This window comes from Roseibium sp. (genome assembly GCF_965229775.1).
In the GTDB taxonomy this organism is placed as follows: domain Bacteria; phylum Pseudomonadota; class Alphaproteobacteria; order Rhizobiales; family Stappiaceae; genus Roseibium.
In genome coordinates this window covers 3132943-3149085 of the sequence record NZ_OZ245929.1, presented here as the reverse complement: position 1 = coordinate 3149085, position 16143 = coordinate 3132943, and the positions used below count along the sequence as shown (strand labels likewise).

15 protein-coding genes and 1 riboswitch are annotated in these 16143 nt (G+C 61.4%); of the genes, 4 read left to right on the top strand and 11 right to left on the bottom strand.

Annotated elements, in window-relative coordinates:
• Nucleotides 1–125 precede the first annotated feature (125 nt).
• From ACO07N_RS14295 to ACO07N_RS14270, 6 genes are all read right to left on the bottom strand, one after another.
• Nucleotides 126–2177, bottom strand: a complete 2052-nt coding sequence (locus ACO07N_RS14295) for a vWA domain-containing protein (RefSeq protein ID WP_421981659.1) — start codon at nt 2175–2177, stop codon at nt 126–128.
• Between the two features lie 99 nt (nt 2178–2276).
• Complete coding sequence (locus ACO07N_RS14290; protein ID WP_421981658.1) at nt 2277–2930, bottom strand: cysteine hydrolase family protein; 654 nt, start codon at nt 2928–2930, stop codon at nt 2277–2279.
• 24 nt (nt 2931–2954) lie between these two features.
• Nucleotides 2955–3419 (bottom strand): MarR family winged helix-turn-helix transcriptional regulator, encoded by a 465-nt coding sequence (locus ACO07N_RS14285; protein WP_421981657.1) that lies wholly within the window; start codon nt 3417–3419, stop codon nt 2955–2957.
• A 166-nt stretch (nt 3420–3585) separates the two neighbouring features.
• Nucleotides 3586–4071, bottom strand: coding sequence for an OsmC family protein (locus ACO07N_RS14280; RefSeq protein WP_421981656.1), 486 nt, complete (start codon nt 4069–4071; stop codon nt 3586–3588).
• Nucleotides 4072–4074: 3 nt separating this feature from the next.
• Nucleotides 4075–4446 (bottom strand): glycine cleavage system protein GcvH, encoded by a 372-nt coding sequence (gene gcvH / locus ACO07N_RS14275; RefSeq protein ID WP_421981655.1) that lies wholly within the window; start codon nt 4444–4446, stop codon nt 4075–4077.
• A gap of 189 nt (nt 4447–4635) precedes the next feature.
• Nucleotides 4636–4727, bottom strand: a riboswitch (glycine riboswitch).
• A 145-nt stretch (nt 4728–4872) separates the two neighbouring features.
• Nucleotides 4873–5457, bottom strand: a complete 585-nt coding sequence (locus ACO07N_RS14270; RefSeq protein ID WP_421981654.1) for a hypothetical protein — start codon at nt 5455–5457, stop codon at nt 4873–4875.
• A gap of 194 nt (nt 5458–5651) precedes the next feature.
• Between ACO07N_RS14270 and ispH the strand changes: the two genes are divergently transcribed.
• From ispH to ACO07N_RS14250, 4 genes are read left to right on the top strand one after another with little or no spacing between them, the layout of a single operon-like run.
• Nucleotides 5652–6650 (top strand): 4-hydroxy-3-methylbut-2-enyl diphosphate reductase, encoded by a 999-nt coding sequence (ispH, locus tag ACO07N_RS14265; RefSeq protein ID WP_421981653.1) that lies wholly within the window; start codon nt 5652–5654, stop codon nt 6648–6650.
• Between the two features lie 4 nt (nt 6651–6654).
• Nucleotides 6655–7620, top strand: coding sequence for a homoserine kinase (gene thrB / locus ACO07N_RS14260; RefSeq protein ID WP_421981652.1), 966 nt, complete (start codon nt 6655–6657; stop codon nt 7618–7620).
• Complete coding sequence (rnhA, locus tag ACO07N_RS14255) at nt 7617–8069, top strand: ribonuclease HI (protein WP_319386069.1); 453 nt, start codon at nt 7617–7619, stop codon at nt 8067–8069. Before thrB ends, rnhA begins: the two co-directional genes overlap by 4 nt.
• Before the next feature lie 31 nt (nt 8070–8100).
• A complete protein-coding gene (locus tag ACO07N_RS14250) occupies nt 8101–9024 on the top strand; it encodes a diacylglycerol/lipid kinase family protein (RefSeq protein ID WP_421981651.1) in 924 nt (307 codons plus the stop codon).
• A gap of 20 nt (nt 9025–9044) precedes the next feature.
• Here ACO07N_RS14250 and ACO07N_RS14245 read toward each other — a convergent pair whose 3' ends face one another.
• The 5 genes from ACO07N_RS14245 to ACO07N_RS14225 all read right to left on the bottom strand — a co-directional run bounded on the left by ACO07N_RS14245 (nt 9045) and on the right by ACO07N_RS14225 (nt 16142).
• The gene (locus tag ACO07N_RS14245) at nt 9045–11930 is read right to left on the bottom strand and encodes an EAL domain-containing protein (RefSeq protein ID WP_421984429.1); all 2886 of its coding nucleotides are present in this window, start codon (nt 11928–11930) and stop codon (nt 9045–9047) included.
• A 55-nt stretch (nt 11931–11985) separates the two neighbouring features.
• Nucleotides 11986–12624: a GNAT family N-acetyltransferase gene (locus ACO07N_RS14240; RefSeq protein WP_421981650.1), complete on the bottom strand. Its 639-nt coding sequence runs from the start codon at nt 12622–12624 to the stop codon at nt 11986–11988.
• Nucleotides 12625–12640: 16 nt separating this feature from the next.
• The gene (locus ACO07N_RS14235) at nt 12641–13930 is read right to left on the bottom strand and encodes a M16 family metallopeptidase (RefSeq protein WP_421981649.1); all 1290 of its coding nucleotides are present in this window, start codon (nt 13928–13930) and stop codon (nt 12641–12643) included.
• A 4-nt stretch (nt 13931–13934) separates the two neighbouring features.
• The gene (gene thrC, locus ACO07N_RS14230) at nt 13935–15341 is read right to left on the bottom strand and encodes a threonine synthase (RefSeq protein WP_421981648.1); all 1407 of its coding nucleotides are present in this window, start codon (nt 15339–15341) and stop codon (nt 13935–13937) included.
• 204 nt (nt 15342–15545) lie between these two features.
• Nucleotides 15546–16142, bottom strand: coding sequence for a YqgE/AlgH family protein (locus ACO07N_RS14225; RefSeq protein ID WP_421981647.1), 597 nt, complete (start codon nt 16140–16142; stop codon nt 15546–15548).
• Nucleotide 16143: the final 1 nt, after the last annotated feature.

Below are 16143 nucleotides of genomic sequence, written 5' to 3'. Positions count from 1 at the left end.
GGGTTGCCGCCTGCCAAGGATCAAGTGATACATCATTTCCGTTCAGCCAATTCAAACCATGATTGCCGGTCGACCGCTTCTGATGCGCCGGTTTGGGAAACCTCGCCGGCGCGACATTTCCGCGATCACTGCACCGCAAGCGGGCGGGTGAAAAGCACGGCCTTGTTGTCTCCGTTGAAGTAACGCAATTCGTAGCTCCCGGCCTCCTTCGGCGCTGTCACGCTGACGGTCTGCGCGTCGATGTCACCGGACCAGACGCGTCTTTCGAATACGGCGCGTCCATTGCCTCCGCGCCCTGCCGGGTCCCAGATCTGCACGGAATCATAGCGCGCACCCGGGCCCTTCCAGGAGACCGAGAACTTCGTCTCCGTTTCGACACTCTCAGGTGCGTCGATCGACAGTTCAAGCGGCACGACGGTGATCGGGCGCGTCAGCAGCACGGTCTTGTTGTCGCCATTGAAATACCGCAGCTCATAATCCCCCGGCTTTGCGGCGCTTGGCAGCGTGACCTTGCTGTTGTCGAAATCGTCGTTGCGCAGGCGCTTTTGATGGACAACACGGCCATCGCCCGCACGTGCCCTGGGATCGAAGAACTGCACGCTGTCATAGCGCGCACCCGGACCGGTCCAAGTCACCGTCAGGTGGCGGCCCTGACCGATTTCGTCCGGCGCTTGAAGTTCGACAACCGTCGCGGTCACCTCGATCGGGATCGACGCCAGAACAGCCTTGTTGTCGCCGTTGTAGTAGTGGAGTTCATAAGGGCCGGGCTTTACCGGGCCCGGCAAGGTGACCCGCTGATTTTCGAAGTCATCATTTCTGAGGCGTTTTTCGTGCAGTTTCTTGCCGTTCGCGGGATCAACCAGCTTGACGCTGTCATAGCGGGCGCCGGGACCGACCCAGTCGACCACGATCGGCTTTCCGGCTTCCGCCGCCTCTTCCGTTTCGAGCATGACCACCGCCTCGATGATCTGGAGCGGACGTGTGGCCAGCACCGCCTTGTCCTCTCCCGCGTAGTAGCGAAGCTCGTAAGTGCCCGGTTTTGCGGGCGTCGGCATCGTCACCTTGTTGTTGTCGAAATCGTCGTTGCGCAGCCGCTTGTTGTGCAGGACCTTGCCTTCGCCGCCACGAGCACTGGCGTCATAGAGCTCGACGGCATCGTAGCGCCCACCCGGACCGATCCATTCCACGGTTACCGGACGGGCCATCGCGATCTCGTCGGGGGCAAACAGAGCCACCTCGGCCGGCGTCACCTCAATGGTGCGGCTCGCCAGAACCTGGCGGCCCGAGCCATCCCAGTACCGGAGCTCATAGGTGCCGGGTTCGGTCACAACCGTCATGGTCACCTGCTTGTTGTCAAAATCCCCGTTGACGACCGACTTGGAGCGCAAGCGCTTGCCCTCGCCGCCACGCGCAGCGGGATCATGGAATTCGACCTGATCATAGCGGCCGCCCGGTCCCTGCCACGCGACATCGATCCGGGAGCCGATTTCCGCCTGGTCCGGTGCTTCGAGCGAAGCCTCGGGCACTTGCACCGGCGCGGCCGCCGCTTCCTTCACCGGGGCCGTCTCGACCGTGGCCGTCAGGGCGCCGGACAATTCCTCTGTGCTGCCCGCCTGGATGTAGAGCCCTCCGGTGTTTTCGGCGAGGCACGCCACCTGGCGCCCTTCCTCCGGGCTCAGTCCAAAGCCAATGACGTGGGCGGTGAAATTAACACCCAGCTTGGCCAGTTCATTGCCAAGCGCGCAAGGGTCGGCGTTGCAGGTCTCGATCCCGTCGGTCACGAGCACCACGGTTGCCTTGTCTTCGGTAAAGCGCAGGGTTTCGGCGGCTTGCCGGACGGCAGCTGACAGGGGCGTCTTGCCCCGCGGCGTGATGCCGTCGGTTGCCGCCTTGATGGCGGCAGCCGTGCCGGCGCCCGGCGGCACGATCAGCTCGATATCGGAACAGTTGCCCTTTTCCCGGTGTCCGTAGGCGAACAGACCGAGTTCCAGATCGCCCGGCAGATTGCCGAGCACACCGGACATCGCATCGCGGGCGATTTCGATCTTGGTCCGGCCTTCGATCTGACCCCACATGGAGCCGGAGCCGTCAAAGACAATGGCGACCCTGTCGGCGGCCTGAGAGACTGAAGAAAAAACGGAAAGTGCGGTAATTGCAAAAACAAATGGTCGAAACATGGTTCCCCCGACAAATGTGTCCAAAGACGTGTCGCAACGTAACCGTGCCACATGTCCTGTCCGTCGCCTAGATCACACAATGTCGGTTTTCAAATTGCCCTAACAGAACACAGCACCGGCGTCGCCGAGTTCCTGTTTCAGTGGACCCCATTTTTGCGGCGTTGCCGTCAGGGTTCCCGGCTCCCTGATCTGGACCTGAAAGCCGCGTGACAGCGCCCCCTTGGCCGTCAGCTGCACGCAGTGGCATGAATCCAGCCCGACCAGCGTGAGCCGTCCGACTTTCTTCTCCGCAAGCCAGTCCTCGAATGCCTGGCTGGAGAACGCGTCTCCGACAGACTTTTCAAAAACGGGATCATCCGCCATGTCGAGGGCGGGATCGATCCGCAATTCCGGCCTGCCCGGCGTTCCCACGCCTTTTGCGACCAGCTTCACGAGAAGGATTGCCAGCCAGTCACGGAACACGTGCTTTATGAAGACCACCTCGGTACCGTCAGCGCGCGCCGACACAAGGGCCTGATTGATTTCTGCAATGGCGGCATCCCGCTTGCCGGGTTCGAACGCGTTTGAGCCGGCGCCGCGCGTGAAATCCTCCTGCACATCGATCACGACCAGGGCCGCGTTAGGGCGTGTGCCAGGGTCGATCCTCTCGCCGTGGGTCGGAGTGCCGATCTTGCGCATGATCTTGTAGGTGTAGAGGACCAGAGCTGTCAGAACGACAGCCAACAATCCGATCACGCTCCATAGTCCTGTCATCGTTCTACTCCCGATGGGTCAATCTTAAAAAGGTCTCGGACGATCAGGATCGTCTTCATATTCCGCGAAGTGATCGAGCATGGCGCAGAGCACCCGTTGTGACGACCGGAGGTCCTGGGCGGTGAAGGTTTCGCAGATCATCTCGATCTCATCATTTTCCGCCGCGCGGATTTCACCGAATACCGACCGGCCGCGATCGCTCAGAGCGAACAGGGGTGAGCGTTTGTGCGCCGGGTTCGGCCTGCGTTCGACAAACGCGCCTTCCTCGAGTGCGTTCATCAGAAGCTGAATCTGCTGGCGCGCCAGAAACAATGCCCGGGCGGTATCGGGGACCGAGATCGGTCCGGTTTCATCGAGGACCTCCATCACCGCCCGCATGCCAACGGTCACACCCGTGCCGTTCAGCTTTGCCTCCACGGCCCGTGCCAGGCGACGATGCACCGGCCGGATCAAACGGATGATTTCATAGAGTTCGACGGACTTTTTCATTGGATCTCTCTTTGACAATAAGATTGCCATTATGACAATTATATTGTCAACACAGAATCGTTACCCGACGCATATTGCGAGGCCGTGCGACGCGTCCCGAAACGAAAAAGCCCCGGCAGATGGCCGGGGCGGTTTCAAGACAGGGCGCAGACGCGCGAAGTCCGGATCAGGGCCCAACCAGGTTCACCGGCTCCGGTTCAACGACGATCTCGCACTTGACCGAGTTGGCGATGAAGCAGACGTCATGCGCCTTTTCGTGGATCGCCGTCAGCCACTCCTGATCCGGCGCCTCCGTGCCGATCAGCGTGATCTCGGGCCGCAGCACGACCTTGGTGATCGCCATCTTGCCGCGCGCGACGCGGCTCATCTCGCCTTCGGCGTGGTCACGGTAACTGGCGACGTTGAAATCCGCACGCCTGGCAAGATCGAGAAACCAGAGCATGTGGCAGGACGAGATGGCCGCCACGAACGCTTCTTCCGGATCGACGGCGGCTTCCACCGAATGCGGCAGGGGAACCACTGTCGGAGACGCACTGGCGGGAACTTCAAGCCCGCCGTCAAACCGCCAGATGTGACCACGCGAATACGCATTGGCAGCGTAGTCGCCGTCGCAGGCCCACTCCACCAGAGCCTTGTAGAAATGCCCCGCCATGGTTCACAAGGTCTCCAGAAAGGCCTTGTAGCCTGCCGCATCAAGCAGTTCGGAAAGCTGGCTTTCGTCGCCGACGGTCATCTTCAGGAACCAGGCCGCACCTTCCGGGTCCTCGTTCACCTTCCCCGGTTCTTCTGCCAGAGCTTCGTTGACCTCGACGACCTCACCGTCAATCGGTGCGTAGACTTCACTGGCTGCCTTGACCGATTCGACGACACCTGCCTCGTCGCCCTGCGCGATCTGCGCGCCCACTTCAGGCAGTTCGACGAAGACGACGTCCCCGAGCTGCTCCTGCGCGTAAGTCGTGATGCCGACGGTTGCCACGCCTGCTTCGACGGAAATCCATTCGTGATCTTTTGAAAAATAGGTCGTCATGTCGTCATCCTAAGTGAGCGGTGTTCAGGGTGCAGCTGCCCGACTTAGGTCCAGGGCCCCTTGCCGTCCAGCACCCCCTCTGTCCGAGAACCTGAGAGATTTCCCGCAGAACGCGGAACGCGTCCGGCAGCTACTCCGTCGGTGAGCAGTCCGCGAAAGGCATGGCGGAGCACTGCTTTCCAGAGCGTTTTTTCCCTTGCGGTCCTTTCGCCTGAGAGTTTCCGGGGCGGTTGCTCCTTCGGCACCGGGCACATCCACCCGATTTCTCCCGCACGGGACACGAGCGCATGAACGCGCCCACCAGGGCACGACCCTGAGTGGAAACGGATTGTGAGAGGGCTGCATGCCCTTGTCAATACGGGAGAAACTGCAAGAAACCTGCAAAGTGGAGTATGGCGGATCCGAGTCTGCGGCCCGCCTCATACCCTAGCGGCGGCGTCCCTCGTCAAAGCCGAACACGACCTTGACGCTCGCGCCCTGCGGTATCGTGAACTTGTCCTCGATCAGCGTCCACTTTTCGGCCGGCGCCCCCTGGTTCAGCGTAACGGGAACGGTGAGCACTTCGGAACTCAGAGGTTCGGCACCGGATCCGCCGGGAACGACGGCGACACGGAGCGGGAGTTTCACCTCGCCGCCCGTCCAGGCCGGGCCAGGCGTGACGTCGCCTGACAGGCCGATCTTCATGCGCCGGCCACCACCTGCTTCCTGGGTGCAGCTGTTCGCCCAGTCTTCCACCGTCGCCTGGTAAAGCAGGCCTTCCGACTCGTCCTGTTTTCCACGCACGTAGTTGCGGATCAGGAACGTGTTCGACTTTAGCTCCATCGGCGGGCATGGCACCGGAGGCGCAAAGGTCGCGGGGGACACCTCGATCGGTTCCTGGCCGCCGCTGATGATCTTGCCCGCGACACTGTCGGCGCCACCGCCGCAGCCGGCGAGTACCGCCGCGCAGACACCGGCCGACAGGCAGGTTTTCAGCTTCACATTCGCAAGGGCCTGAAACGCAGTGATCATCATCTTTCCATCGGATCGAACAGCAACATGGCGGAGTGTCATAGCAGGAAGCCTGCGCCTTGGCGAGGCCACTTCCGAGGAATGCTTCAAGCAGCACAATGTGGCTGAAATAGTGCGCAGTTCCGCACACCCGACTTGACAGGAAACGGCTTGAACCCCTTATTGCGCCTAGACAGATTTGCTGAAAGGGCAAAATGAGCATCCCCGAGCAGAACAAACCGCCGCTTTCCATCCGGCTTTGCGCCCCGCGCGGGTTTTGCGCAGGCGTCGACAGGGCCATCCAGATCGTTGAGCTGGCGCTGGAAAAATACGGCCGTCCGGTCTACGTGCGTCACGAAATCGTGCATAACAAATTCGTTGTCGACGGCTTGAAGGCGAAAGGCGCCGTGTTCGTCGAAGAGCTGGACGAGATCCCCGCCGCCGATGTCGAAAGGCCGGTCATCTTTTCCGCGCACGGCGTTCCGAAGTCCGTTCCCGAGGATGCGCAGGCCCGCAACATGTTCTTCCTGGATGCGACCTGTCCACTGGTCTCCAAGGTGCACAAGGAAGCGCAGATCCACGACCGGCGCGACCGCGAGGTGCTCCTGATCGGACATGCCGGCCATCCGGAAGTCATCGGAACCATGGGCCAGTTGCCCGAAGGCACGGTCGAACTCATCGAAACGGAGGAAGATGCGCGCAGCTTCCAGCCGAAATCGGACAAGCACCTTGCCTATATCACGCAAACGACCCTGTCGGTCGACGACACCGCGGGAATCGTCGCGGTGCTGAAGGAGCGCTTTCCGGATATCGTCGCACCGCACAAGGAAGATATCTGCTACGCGACCACGAACCGCCAGGAAGCCGTCAAGCACGTTGCGCCGAGCGTCGATGCAATGGTCGTCGTAGGGGCTCCGAACTCGTCGAATTCGCAGCGGCTGCGGGAAGTCGCCGAAAGAGCGGGGTGCCGGGTCGCCGTTCTGATCCAGCGTGCAAGCGATATCAACTGGCCCGATTTCGACGGCATAGGCTCGCTCGGCCTGACGGCCGGCGCGTCGGCGCCGGAAACCCTGGTCGAGGAGATCATCGGCGCATTTGCGCAGCGGTTCGATGTCACCGTCGAAACCGTGCGCACAGCCGAAGAAACCATTTCCTTCAACCTGCCGCGGGAACTCAGAGACGTGGTCTCCTCCGCCCGGGCAGCGACCGGATAACAAGATGGCCGTATATACCGAAGTGACCGATGAGGAGCTGCAGGCCTTCATCGGCTCCTACGATGTCGGGCGCCTGCTCTCCTTCAAGGGCATTGCCGAAGGCGTCGAGAACAGCAACTTTCTGGTTCACACGGACAAGGCCTCCTACATCCTCACACTTTACGAAAAGCGTGTGAACCCGGACGATCTGCCGTTTTTCCTGAACCTGCTCCAGCACCTGGCCGGCAAGGGTCTTTCCTGTCCGACGCCTGTTGCCTCGAAGGACGGCAAACTGCTCGGCGAACTGGCCGGACGGCCCGCCGCGCTCGTCACCTTTCTGGAAGGGATGTGGGTCAAGAGACCGCGGGTCGAACATTGCGCCGAGCTCGGCAAGGCGATGGCCGAACTGCATCTGGACGGACGCGACTACGCGGGGTTCCGGACCAACGCGCTCAACGTCGACGGCTGGCGGCCGCTGTTCGACCAGTGCAGCGACCGGAGCGACGACGTCCTTCCCGGGCTGGGGAGGGAAATCGCAACCGAACTGGATTACCTGGAACAGGCCTGGCCGGACAATCTGCCGAACGGTGTCATTCATGCGGATCTGTTTCCGGACAACGTGTTCTTTCTCGGCGACGAGCTTTCCGGCCTGATCGACTTCTACTTCGCCTGCAATGACGCGCTGGCCTATGACATCGCGATCTGCCTGAATGCCTGGTGCTTCGAGAAGGACCTTTCCTTCAACGTGACCAAGGCGCGGGCGCTGCTGAAGGGCTATACCAGCGTGCGGCCCCTGGAAGCTGACGAATACACATCCTTGCCGACCTTGTGCCGGGGGGCAGCGCTGCGGTTCCTGCTCACACGGCTGTTCGACTGGCTGAGCGTGCCCGAAGGCGCACTCGTCACACCCAAGGATCCGCTTGAGTTTCTGAAGAAGCTTCGGTTTCACCAGACGATCGAAGGAACACAGGCCTACGGACTGGAACGATGACGGCTCAGAACCGCGTGACGATTTTCACGGACGGCGCGTGTTCGGGCAATCCCGGACCGGGTGGCTGGGGTGTGCTCCTGCGCTTCGGTGAGCACGAGAAGGAACTGAAGGGCGGCGAACCGGAAACCACCAACAACCGCATGGAACTGACGGCGGCCATCGAAGCCCTGAACGCGCTCAAGCGGCCCTGCGCCATCGACCTTTACACCGACAGCACCTACGTGCGCAGCGGTATCCGCGAATGGCTGGAGGGGTGGAAGCGCAAGAACTGGCGCACGAGCACCAACAAGCCGGTGAAGAACGCGGATCTTTGGCAGGCCCTCGACGAAGCGCAACAGCGCCATGACGTGACCTGGCACTGGGTCAAGGGTCACGCGGGTCATCCCGACAACGAACGTGCAGATGAACTGGCGCGCGGAGGCATGGCCCCCTATAAGAACGGCGGCTGATTTTCAATTTCCGGTCGAAAGAGGACATTGCGTGAGAGTATTCTGGTGGTCCGCTCCGATTTCCAAGCGCCGATCGGCGCCGGACATGCCCGGCTCTGTCCTCATCATGGCGAATCCGACATCGGGCGGATACAAAGCCGATTTCCTGGACAGCGTCCGCAACCGTCTGGAGGACCTGGGATTCCGGACGATCATCAAGCTGACGAAACACGCAGGAGAGATCGGCGAGACCTGTGCCGACCCCGATTTCAACGTCCGCACACTCGTTGTTGCGGGCGGTGACGGGTCAATCAACGAGGCATTGACCGGCCTGCAGAACCATCCCGATCCGCCACAGCTCGCCGTTATCCCGTTCGGGACCGCGAATGTCCTGGCCCTGGAACTCGGCCTGCCGCGAAACCCGCGGGCGATTGCCGAGATGATCTGGCGGCAGAAGACAAAGCCGCTCCATTTCGGTCTCGCGAACGGCAGACCATTCGTACTGATGGCGTCCAGCGGTTTCGACGCGGAGGTCGTTCACGCGGTTCCGCTCGCCCTGAAGAGAAAGCTCGGCAAGCTGGCCTACGTGATCACGGCGCTCAAGATCGCGTTCAAACGCAAGGCGACGAAACTGAACATTCTGCTTGATGGCGAAACGCTCTCGGGAAAGTTCGCCGTTGCCAGCAATGCGCGCCACTACGGTGGCCCCTTCGTCATCTGCCCGGGCGGCGCGACCGATCCGGACCTGCATATGCTCGTGCTTGAACGGGACGACCCTTGGTCCTCCCTTCAATATGGCATTGCGCTGATGATGGGCCGGATCCACAAGGCAAAGGGAGCGGCCGTACGTCCGTTTTCAACCGCCCGGATCAGCGCCGAACAGCCGGTCGCCGCCCAGGTCGACGGCGATCCCTTCGGCGCGACACCCGTCGATATCCGGAAAACCGATAAAACCGTGCCCGTCCTTGTGCCCTGACACTGTCTTCGTGCAGGCGCTCAGGCGCTTTCGGCCTCGGCCGGCATTTTCCGAAGCATCTTGGTCGCTTCGGAGGCGGACATCGCCTCTCCGAAGAAGAAGCCCTGGGCATATTCGCAGCCGAGCTGATACAGCTCCAGCGCATCTCCCTCGCTCTCCGCCCCTTCGGCAACCACCGACATGCCCAGATCGTGCCCCATGGCGACGATGGTGCGCAGGAGCACCGACCTTGCGGAGGTGTTGTTCGGCTTCACGAAGGACTGGTCGATCTTGATCGTGTCGAACGGGAAACGCTGCAGGTAGGACAGCGACGAATGGCCGGTTCCGAAGTCGTCGAGCGACAGGCCGGCACCCAGGCCACGGAGCCGTTCAAGCACCTTGGCCGAGTATTCCGGATTGGACATGACGAGCGATTCCGTCAGCTCCAGCTTCAGCGTTCCCGGTTCAAGCGAAGTTCTCGACAGCACGGCTTTCACGTCGTTGATGAGGTCCTGCTTCAGCAGCTGCCTGGACGACAGGTTGACGGACACGAACAGCGGCCGCTGCATCGGATATTCGCGCTGCCAGAACGCCAGCTGCTGCGCGCCCTTGTCTAGGACATACATCCCCAGTTCGTTGATCAGACCGGACTGTTCGGCAATCGGAATGAATTCGGAGGGTGCGATCTTGCCGCGCTTGGGATGGTTCCAGCGCGCCAGGACCTCGTAGCCGGCGATCGACTGGTCCTCCAGGCGAACGATGGGCTGGAAAAAGACGCCCAGCGTTTCCTTCTTGATTGCGTCGCGAAGATCCGCCTCCAGATCCACGATGTTCTTGTCGAGCGGCCTCAGGATCGGACGGAACACTTCCTGCCGGTCGCCGCCGAGCCGCTTGGCGTGGTTGAGCGCGATCTCCGCATTGGTCAGCATGTCCTCGACCGCCTGCTTGCCGCCCTCGAAAAAGGCAATGCCGACCGAGCAGGTCAGGAAGATTTCGCGGTCGCCGAACGTGATCGGCGCACGCACCGCCTTTCGCAGCGCATCGGCGAGCGCGACGATCCTGTCCGGCTCCTGCTCCGACAACAGGACCAGCCCGTACTGGTCGCCCGACAGGCGCCCGAGCGTGTCCTGCTGGCCGATCAGGCGTCCCAGCCGGCGTGCAACGGTCAGCAATATGCTGTCACCGGCCGACAGGCCGATGCTGTCGTTGACCTGTTTGAAGCGATCCAGATTGAGCACCAGAAGTGTCGGCTTGGAGGTTTCCTCCGCCTTCGAACGGACAACGCTCGTGCGCAACCGGTCGACGAACAGCTCCCGGTTGGGCAGGCCGGTGAGATTGTCATGGACCGCATCGTGGAGCAGGCGTTCCTCGGCCGTGCGTTCTTCGGTAACATCGAGCAACGTGCCGACGCACCTTATGACCTCGCCGTCGGCGCCGATGATCGGACGCGCCCTCAGGCGGAACCAGCGAAAGTGTCCGTCTTCGGATCTCAGACGGAACGTCTGCATGACCTTGCCGCGCCGCTGGTCGATTACCGCGTCCAGTGTCGCGCGAAAACGGTCACGATCCTGCGGATGCAGCACTTCCAGCCAGTCCCGTGCCGGACCTTCCAGCGCGCCGCGCTTCAGGTTGAGAAGTTCCTCGACCTCGTTTCCGGTGTAGATCCGATCCCGGTCGATATCCCAGTCCCAGATGATGTCGCCCGCGCCGGTAAGGGCAAGCGCCTTGCGTTCAACATCGGAAATGAGGCCCTGTGCGATGGCACCGCCCGCAAAGGCGTGCTGCATGACGGTGAAGCCGATCAGGAGAACGATCAGCACGAGACCGCCGCCAAGGGCGGGCTGGACGATATCGTTGGAGAGGTAACCTGTGACCGTCATGCCGGAGCCGACCAGCCAGGCGATCAGAAGACACCATGTCGGGATCAGCAGGATGGCGCGGTCATAGTGCTGAAAGGCCAGAACCGCAATCGTGATGAAGCCCAGGGCGCCGATCACGGCGAGCGAAAGGCGGGCAATGCCGGCGGCGATCGACGGATCCCAGACCGCGACCCCGAGAAGCCCCAGGATCAGGATCAGCGTCGTCAGCGCCAGATGGGAGTAGTGAATGTTCCAGCGATTCAGATTGAGATAGGCGTACAGAAAGATCAGCAGGCTGGCCGCGAGCATGACCTCGGCACAAGCGCGCGCCAGCTGGCTGCTGCCGCCGTCGAGATTGAAGACCAGCCCCCAGAAACCGAAATCGATGCACAGATAAGCCAGAACGGACCAGGCCAGAGCGGCCGTCGCCGGAAACATCACGGTCCCCTTCACCACGAACAGGATCGTGAGGAACAGCGCCAGCAGGCCCGAGATGCCGAGAATGATGCCCCGGTAGAGCGTGTAGGCGTTGATCGTTTCCTTGTAGACGTCCGGCTCCCAGATCCGAACTTCGGGCAGGTTCGGCGTCGTCAGTTCCGCGACGAACGTGACGATCGAACCGGGATCCAGTGTCACCAGGAAGACATCTGCCTCAAGGCTCTTGAGCCGGACCGGCGCGATGCCCTGGCTCGGCGTGATCGCGGTTATGCGGGACGAGCCCAGATCCGGCCAGAAGAGATCCGATCCGTCGAGCTTGTAGTTCGGCACCACTATCAGGCGGTCGATCTGTTCATCGCTCGTGTTTGCAAGAGCGAACACGGCCCAGTTGGTGTTGCTGCCGTCCCGCGAGGGCACTTCGATACGCCGCACGATCCCGTCGGCGCCCGGGGCGGTCGAGACCTGCAGGCGGGTACCGGCATCCCGGTGCATTTCGATCGAATCCGTGACGTCCAGCGCTTCGACATCGATCGGCACGGGGATCGGTTCGAGAGCAAGCGCTGGCGCACCAGCAAACGCTGCGACGACGATACAAAAGACAAAAAACGTACGTCTGATCAAACCAAGCATCTGATCCGGTGAAAAAATCGACATGGAGCGAAGAACTACCGGGTTGTGGCTCATGTCACAAGAATTCTTTCAACATACCCTCTACACTCGGCGTAATTTTCCCTGATAACGCGGCATGGTCCTCCGCGAGACAGGCAAAAAGCAGGTGATCCTGCCAAGTCCCGTTAATTAACAGGTAGTTGCGTGCATAGCCCTCCCGGCGAAACCCGGCCTTCTCGAGCAGACGTATGGAGGGGGTGTTGACCGGTATGCAGGCGGCTTCGATGCGATGAAGGTTCAGAACGTTGAAGCAAAACGGCAGAATCATGGCGACGGCGGCGGACATGTGTCCCTTGCCCGCGTGGCGCTCGCCCATCCAGTAGCCCAATGTTGCGGACTGGCTGACGCCGCGCCGAATGTTGCTGAGCGTCAATCCGCCTAGGATGTCCTGCCTTCTTGAACGGAACAGAAGGAATGTCAGGCTGCGGCCTTCCTTCCTGTCTTTCGAATAGCGCCGCAACCGCCGCCGGAAACCGGACTTCGTCAGGTCGTCCGACGGCCAGAGCGGTTCCCACGGCTTGAGGAACGCACGGCTGTCCTCGCGCAGTTCCGCCCAGGCCTTGAAGTCGCACATCAGCGGCGGGCGCATGAAATAGCCCCCCGCTTCGATAAGCAGCTCGGCGTCAGGTGCAGATCCCGGCCGTAGCAACGCCATGCACAGAACTCCGTGTCTACAAGGATGCGGCCCGTAAAACCGGGCCCTGCTCCAGTCTTCCCGTCAGGTCGTCGACCGTCATGATGCCGTCCACGGGTCCAATCGCAGTCAGCGTTGGTGCCGTTCCGACAAAGGTCTCATGCGCAACCCGTCGCATGTCTTCCGCAGTGACAGCCTCGATCTTACTCGAAATTTCGTCCGGACCAAGTACCCGTCCGTGCACCAGGATCTGCCGTGCAATCTGGCCGGCGCGTGCCGCCGGGCTTTCCAGGGCCATCATCAGACCGGCCCGTATCTGCGCGCGCGATCTTGCAACTTCCTCGTCGGTGATCGTCTGTGACGCCGATACAAGCTCGTCGGCGATCATCGGCATGAGGGCGGCAAGGTCGTCGTGGCTGGTCGCCGCATGCAAACCGAACAGGCCCGTATCGGAAAACGCCCAGTGGAAGCTGTAGATCGCGTAACACAGCCCGTGCTTTTCCCGGATTTCCTGGAACAGCCGCGATGACATGCCGCCGCCCAGAACGGACGCAAGGATCTGGATGGTGTAATAGTCATCGGACTTGTAGGGCAGCCCCTCGAAGCCGATGAGCACCTGGGCTTCCATCAGGTCCTTGCTGCGCAGGGTCTCGCCACCGCGATACTTCGCGGTCGTATCGCCCGCCGCGGGCGCGTTGCTGAAACCGCTGAACTTTTCGCGCGCCAGGGCGACAAGTTCGTCGTGGTCAACCGCACCGGCTGCGGCCAGAACCATGTCCGGCGCCCTGTAACGATCCTTAAGATACGCGTTCAGTGCGTCCCTGTTGAAGCCCTGCACGGTTTCGGGCGTTCCTAGAATGGGGCGTCCGATCGCCTGGTCCGGCCAGGCCGTTCCCTGAAACAGATCGAAGGCCTGATCTTCCGGCGAATCGTTCGCTGCACCGATCTCCTGCAAGATGACGTGCTGCTCACGCGCGAGTTCCTGGGCATCAAAGGTGGAGTTCTGCAGGATGTCCGACAGGATATCGACCGCCAGCGGCGTGTCTTCGGACAGGATACGCGCGTAGTAGTTCGTGTGTTCTATGCTGGTCGACGCATTCAATTCACCGCCGACCGCTTCGATCTCCTCCGCGATGCTGCGAGCGGTTCTGGTCTTGGTGCCCTTGAATGCCATGTGCTCGAGCAGATGCGTGATGCCGTTCTGCTGCACGGTTTCCGCGCGGGATCCGGTCCGCACCCACACCCCGAGCGCCGCCGTCTTGAGATACGGCATCTGGTCGGTCACGACCGTCATCCCGTTGTCCAGGACCGTTGTTTGTACTTTCATATAGCTACACCCTGGCGGTGACGGCCCTGGCGTGATTTTCGATATATCGCTCCACCACGTCCTGTTCTGCCGCCAAAACCTGCTGGCGCTCCTCCGCAGTCATCATGTTCTTCAGGTCATCAGGCAATTCTGGACGATTACCCGAGGCTTTTTCAACCGCATCCGGAAACTTTGCCGGATGCGCAGTTCCAAGGACCACCATGGGAACCGAACCGTCATCGTGATCTTTCGCCACGTGAACGCCGATCGCGGTATGCGGGTCCAGCAGATATCCGGCCTCCTTCCAGACCTCTGCTATCGTTTCGGATGTCTGTGTTTCGCTGCATCTTCCCGCACCGAAATGCGCCCGGATCTCAGAAAGCGGGCCTTCCGGAATGGAAAAACTGCCCGATTGGGACAGCTGGTTCATCATCTGGCGGACAGCCGCGCCGTCGCGGTCGCTCACCTCGGCCAGGAGGCGCTCGAAATTTGAGGAGACCTGGATATCCATCGACGGCGAGATCGTCGGCGTGACGCCCCGCTTTTCGTAGCGGCCGGTTTCGAGCGTGCGCGCCAGGATGTCATTCATGTTGGTGGCGACAATCAGCTTGTCCACCGGCAGGCCCATCTTCATGGCGGCGTAGCCAGCGAAAATATCGCCGAAATTGCCCGTGGGCACCGTGAACGAGACCTTGCGCGACGGCGCTCCCAGCGCAGCGCCGGCCACGAAGTAATAGACGATCTGCGCCAGGATACGTGCCCAGTTGATGGAGTTGACGCCCGAAAGCGCGACCCGGTCCCTGAACGAGAAGTGGTTGAACATGCCCTTCACGATCGCCTGGCAATCGTCGAAGTTGCCGGTCAGCGCCAGCGCGTGGACGTTGTGCTCGGACGGGGTGGTCATCTGACGGCGCTGGACGCTGGAAACTCGGCCATCCGGAAACAGAATGAAGATGTCGGTCCGGTCACGGCCCCGAAAGGCTTCGATGGCCGCACCGCCGGTATCGCCCGACGTGGCGCCGACGATGGTCGCGCGCAGTCCCTTCTGCGTCAGCACGTAGTCCATCATGCGGCCCAGGAGCTGCATGGCCACGTCCTTGAACGCAAGTGTCGGTCCGTGAAAAAGTTCCAGCACGAACGTGTTCGGCGCGGTCTGAACGAGAGGCGTCACAGCGGGGTGTCTGAACCCGGCATACGCCTCATCAATCATCTGCTTCAGATCGTCGTGTGGCATCGCATCGCCGACAAAGGGCCGAATGATCTGAAGCGCGACGTCCTGATAGGGCCTGCCGGCAAAAGACGCGATCGTGTCGGCATCGAACTGCGGCCAGGTTTCAGGGAGATACAGACCGCCATCGCGGGCAAGCCCCTGCAGCAGGACATCGGAAAATTCCAAGACCGGCGCTTCGCCGCGCGTACTGCTGTATTTCACCCTGTCACTTCCCTCTTCCGCTTGTCCGGCGGGCCTTCAACGTATTGCGGGCGTCCCGCCCCCGGGCATACGCTTAGCCCGGAATTCACCGAACAACATGCCATTCAAGCGACTTACGCGCCATAACATTCAAGTGCAAGTCGGTTTTGGCGAATTCAATGACCGTCTGCGGACAGTTCCGGAAGGCTGCGACGGGCATCGGGATCAGGCGTGCCCGGCATCGGTGTAGAGCATCGCCGGATCCACCCCCATGGATCCGAGTGCCCGATGCCACTTGGCGTCGAAATCCGTGTCGAACAGGATCTCGGGATCGGCGGGCGCCGTCAGCCAGCCGTTCGCCTGGATTTCATTTTCCAGCTGGCCGGGTGCCCAGCCGGCGTAGCCGAGCGCCAGGATGGCCTGTTCCGGCCCGTCGCCCTGCGCGAGCGCCCGCAGGATTTCCAGCGTTGCCGTCAGGCAAATCCCGTTGTCGATCGTCAGTGTCGACTGGTTGAGCATGAAGTCATCGCTGTGCAGGACAAAGCCCCGTTCCACCTCCACGGGGCCTCCCTTGTGCACATTCATGTCACGGACGCTGTCCGGAAGGCGAATGGAACTCTCGTCATTGACGATATCAAGCTGGATCAGCAGTTCCTCGAGAGAAAGATGCCTTGCAATCTGATTGACGACCAGGCCCATGGCGCCCTGGTCGGAATGAGAACACAGATAGATCACCGAATGTTCGAACCGGCTGTCCGCCATGCTCGGCATTGCAATCAGAAACTGTCCTTCAAGGGAGTCCGTTTCGTCTGCTTCGGCCATC

What these genes read in the sequence shown, in the direction of transcription:
- rnhA (WP_319386069.1), top strand. Translation starts at nt 7,617, where the DNA reads ATGACGGCTCAGAACCGCGTGACGATTTTCACGGACGGCGCGTGTTCG.
- ACO07N_RS14240 (WP_421981650.1), bottom strand. Translation starts at nt 12,624, where the DNA reads ATGGCGTTGCTACGGCCGGGATCTGCACCTGACGCCGAGCTGCTTATC.
- ACO07N_RS14270 (WP_421981654.1), bottom strand. Translation starts at nt 5,457, where the DNA reads ATGATCACTGCGTTTCAGGCCCTTGCGAATGTGAAGCTGAAAACCTGC.
- ACO07N_RS14225 (WP_421981647.1), bottom strand. Translation starts at nt 16,142, where the DNA reads ATGGCCGAAGCAGACGAAACGGACTCCCTTGAAGGACAGTTTCTGATT.
- ACO07N_RS14280 (WP_421981656.1), bottom strand. Translation starts at nt 4,071, where the DNA reads ATGGCGGGGCATTTCTACAAGGCTCTGGTGGAGTGGGCCTGCGACGGC.
- ispH (WP_421981653.1), top strand. Translation starts at nt 5,652, where the DNA reads ATGAGCATCCCCGAGCAGAACAAACCGCCGCTTTCCATCCGGCTTTGC.
- gcvH (WP_421981655.1), bottom strand. Translation starts at nt 4,446, where the DNA reads ATGACGACCTATTTTTCAAAAGATCACGAATGGATTTCCGTCGAAGCA.
- ACO07N_RS14235 (WP_421981649.1), bottom strand. Translation starts at nt 13,930, where the DNA reads ATGAAAGTACAAACAACGGTCCTGGACAACGGGATGACGGTCGTGACC.
- ACO07N_RS14290 (WP_421981658.1), bottom strand. Translation starts at nt 2,930, where the DNA reads ATGACAGGACTATGGAGCGTGATCGGATTGTTGGCTGTCGTTCTGACA.
- ACO07N_RS14245 (WP_421984429.1), bottom strand. Translation starts at nt 11,930, where the DNA reads ATGCTTGGTTTGATCAGACGTACGTTTTTTGTCTTTTGTATCGTCGTC.
- ACO07N_RS14285 (WP_421981657.1), bottom strand. Translation starts at nt 3,419, where the DNA reads ATGAAAAAGTCCGTCGAACTCTATGAAATCATCCGTTTGATCCGGCCG.
- thrB (WP_421981652.1), top strand. Translation starts at nt 6,655, where the DNA reads ATGGCCGTATATACCGAAGTGACCGATGAGGAGCTGCAGGCCTTCATC.
- ACO07N_RS14295 (WP_421981659.1), bottom strand. Translation starts at nt 2,177, where the DNA reads ATGTTTCGACCATTTGTTTTTGCAATTACCGCACTTTCCGTTTTTTCT.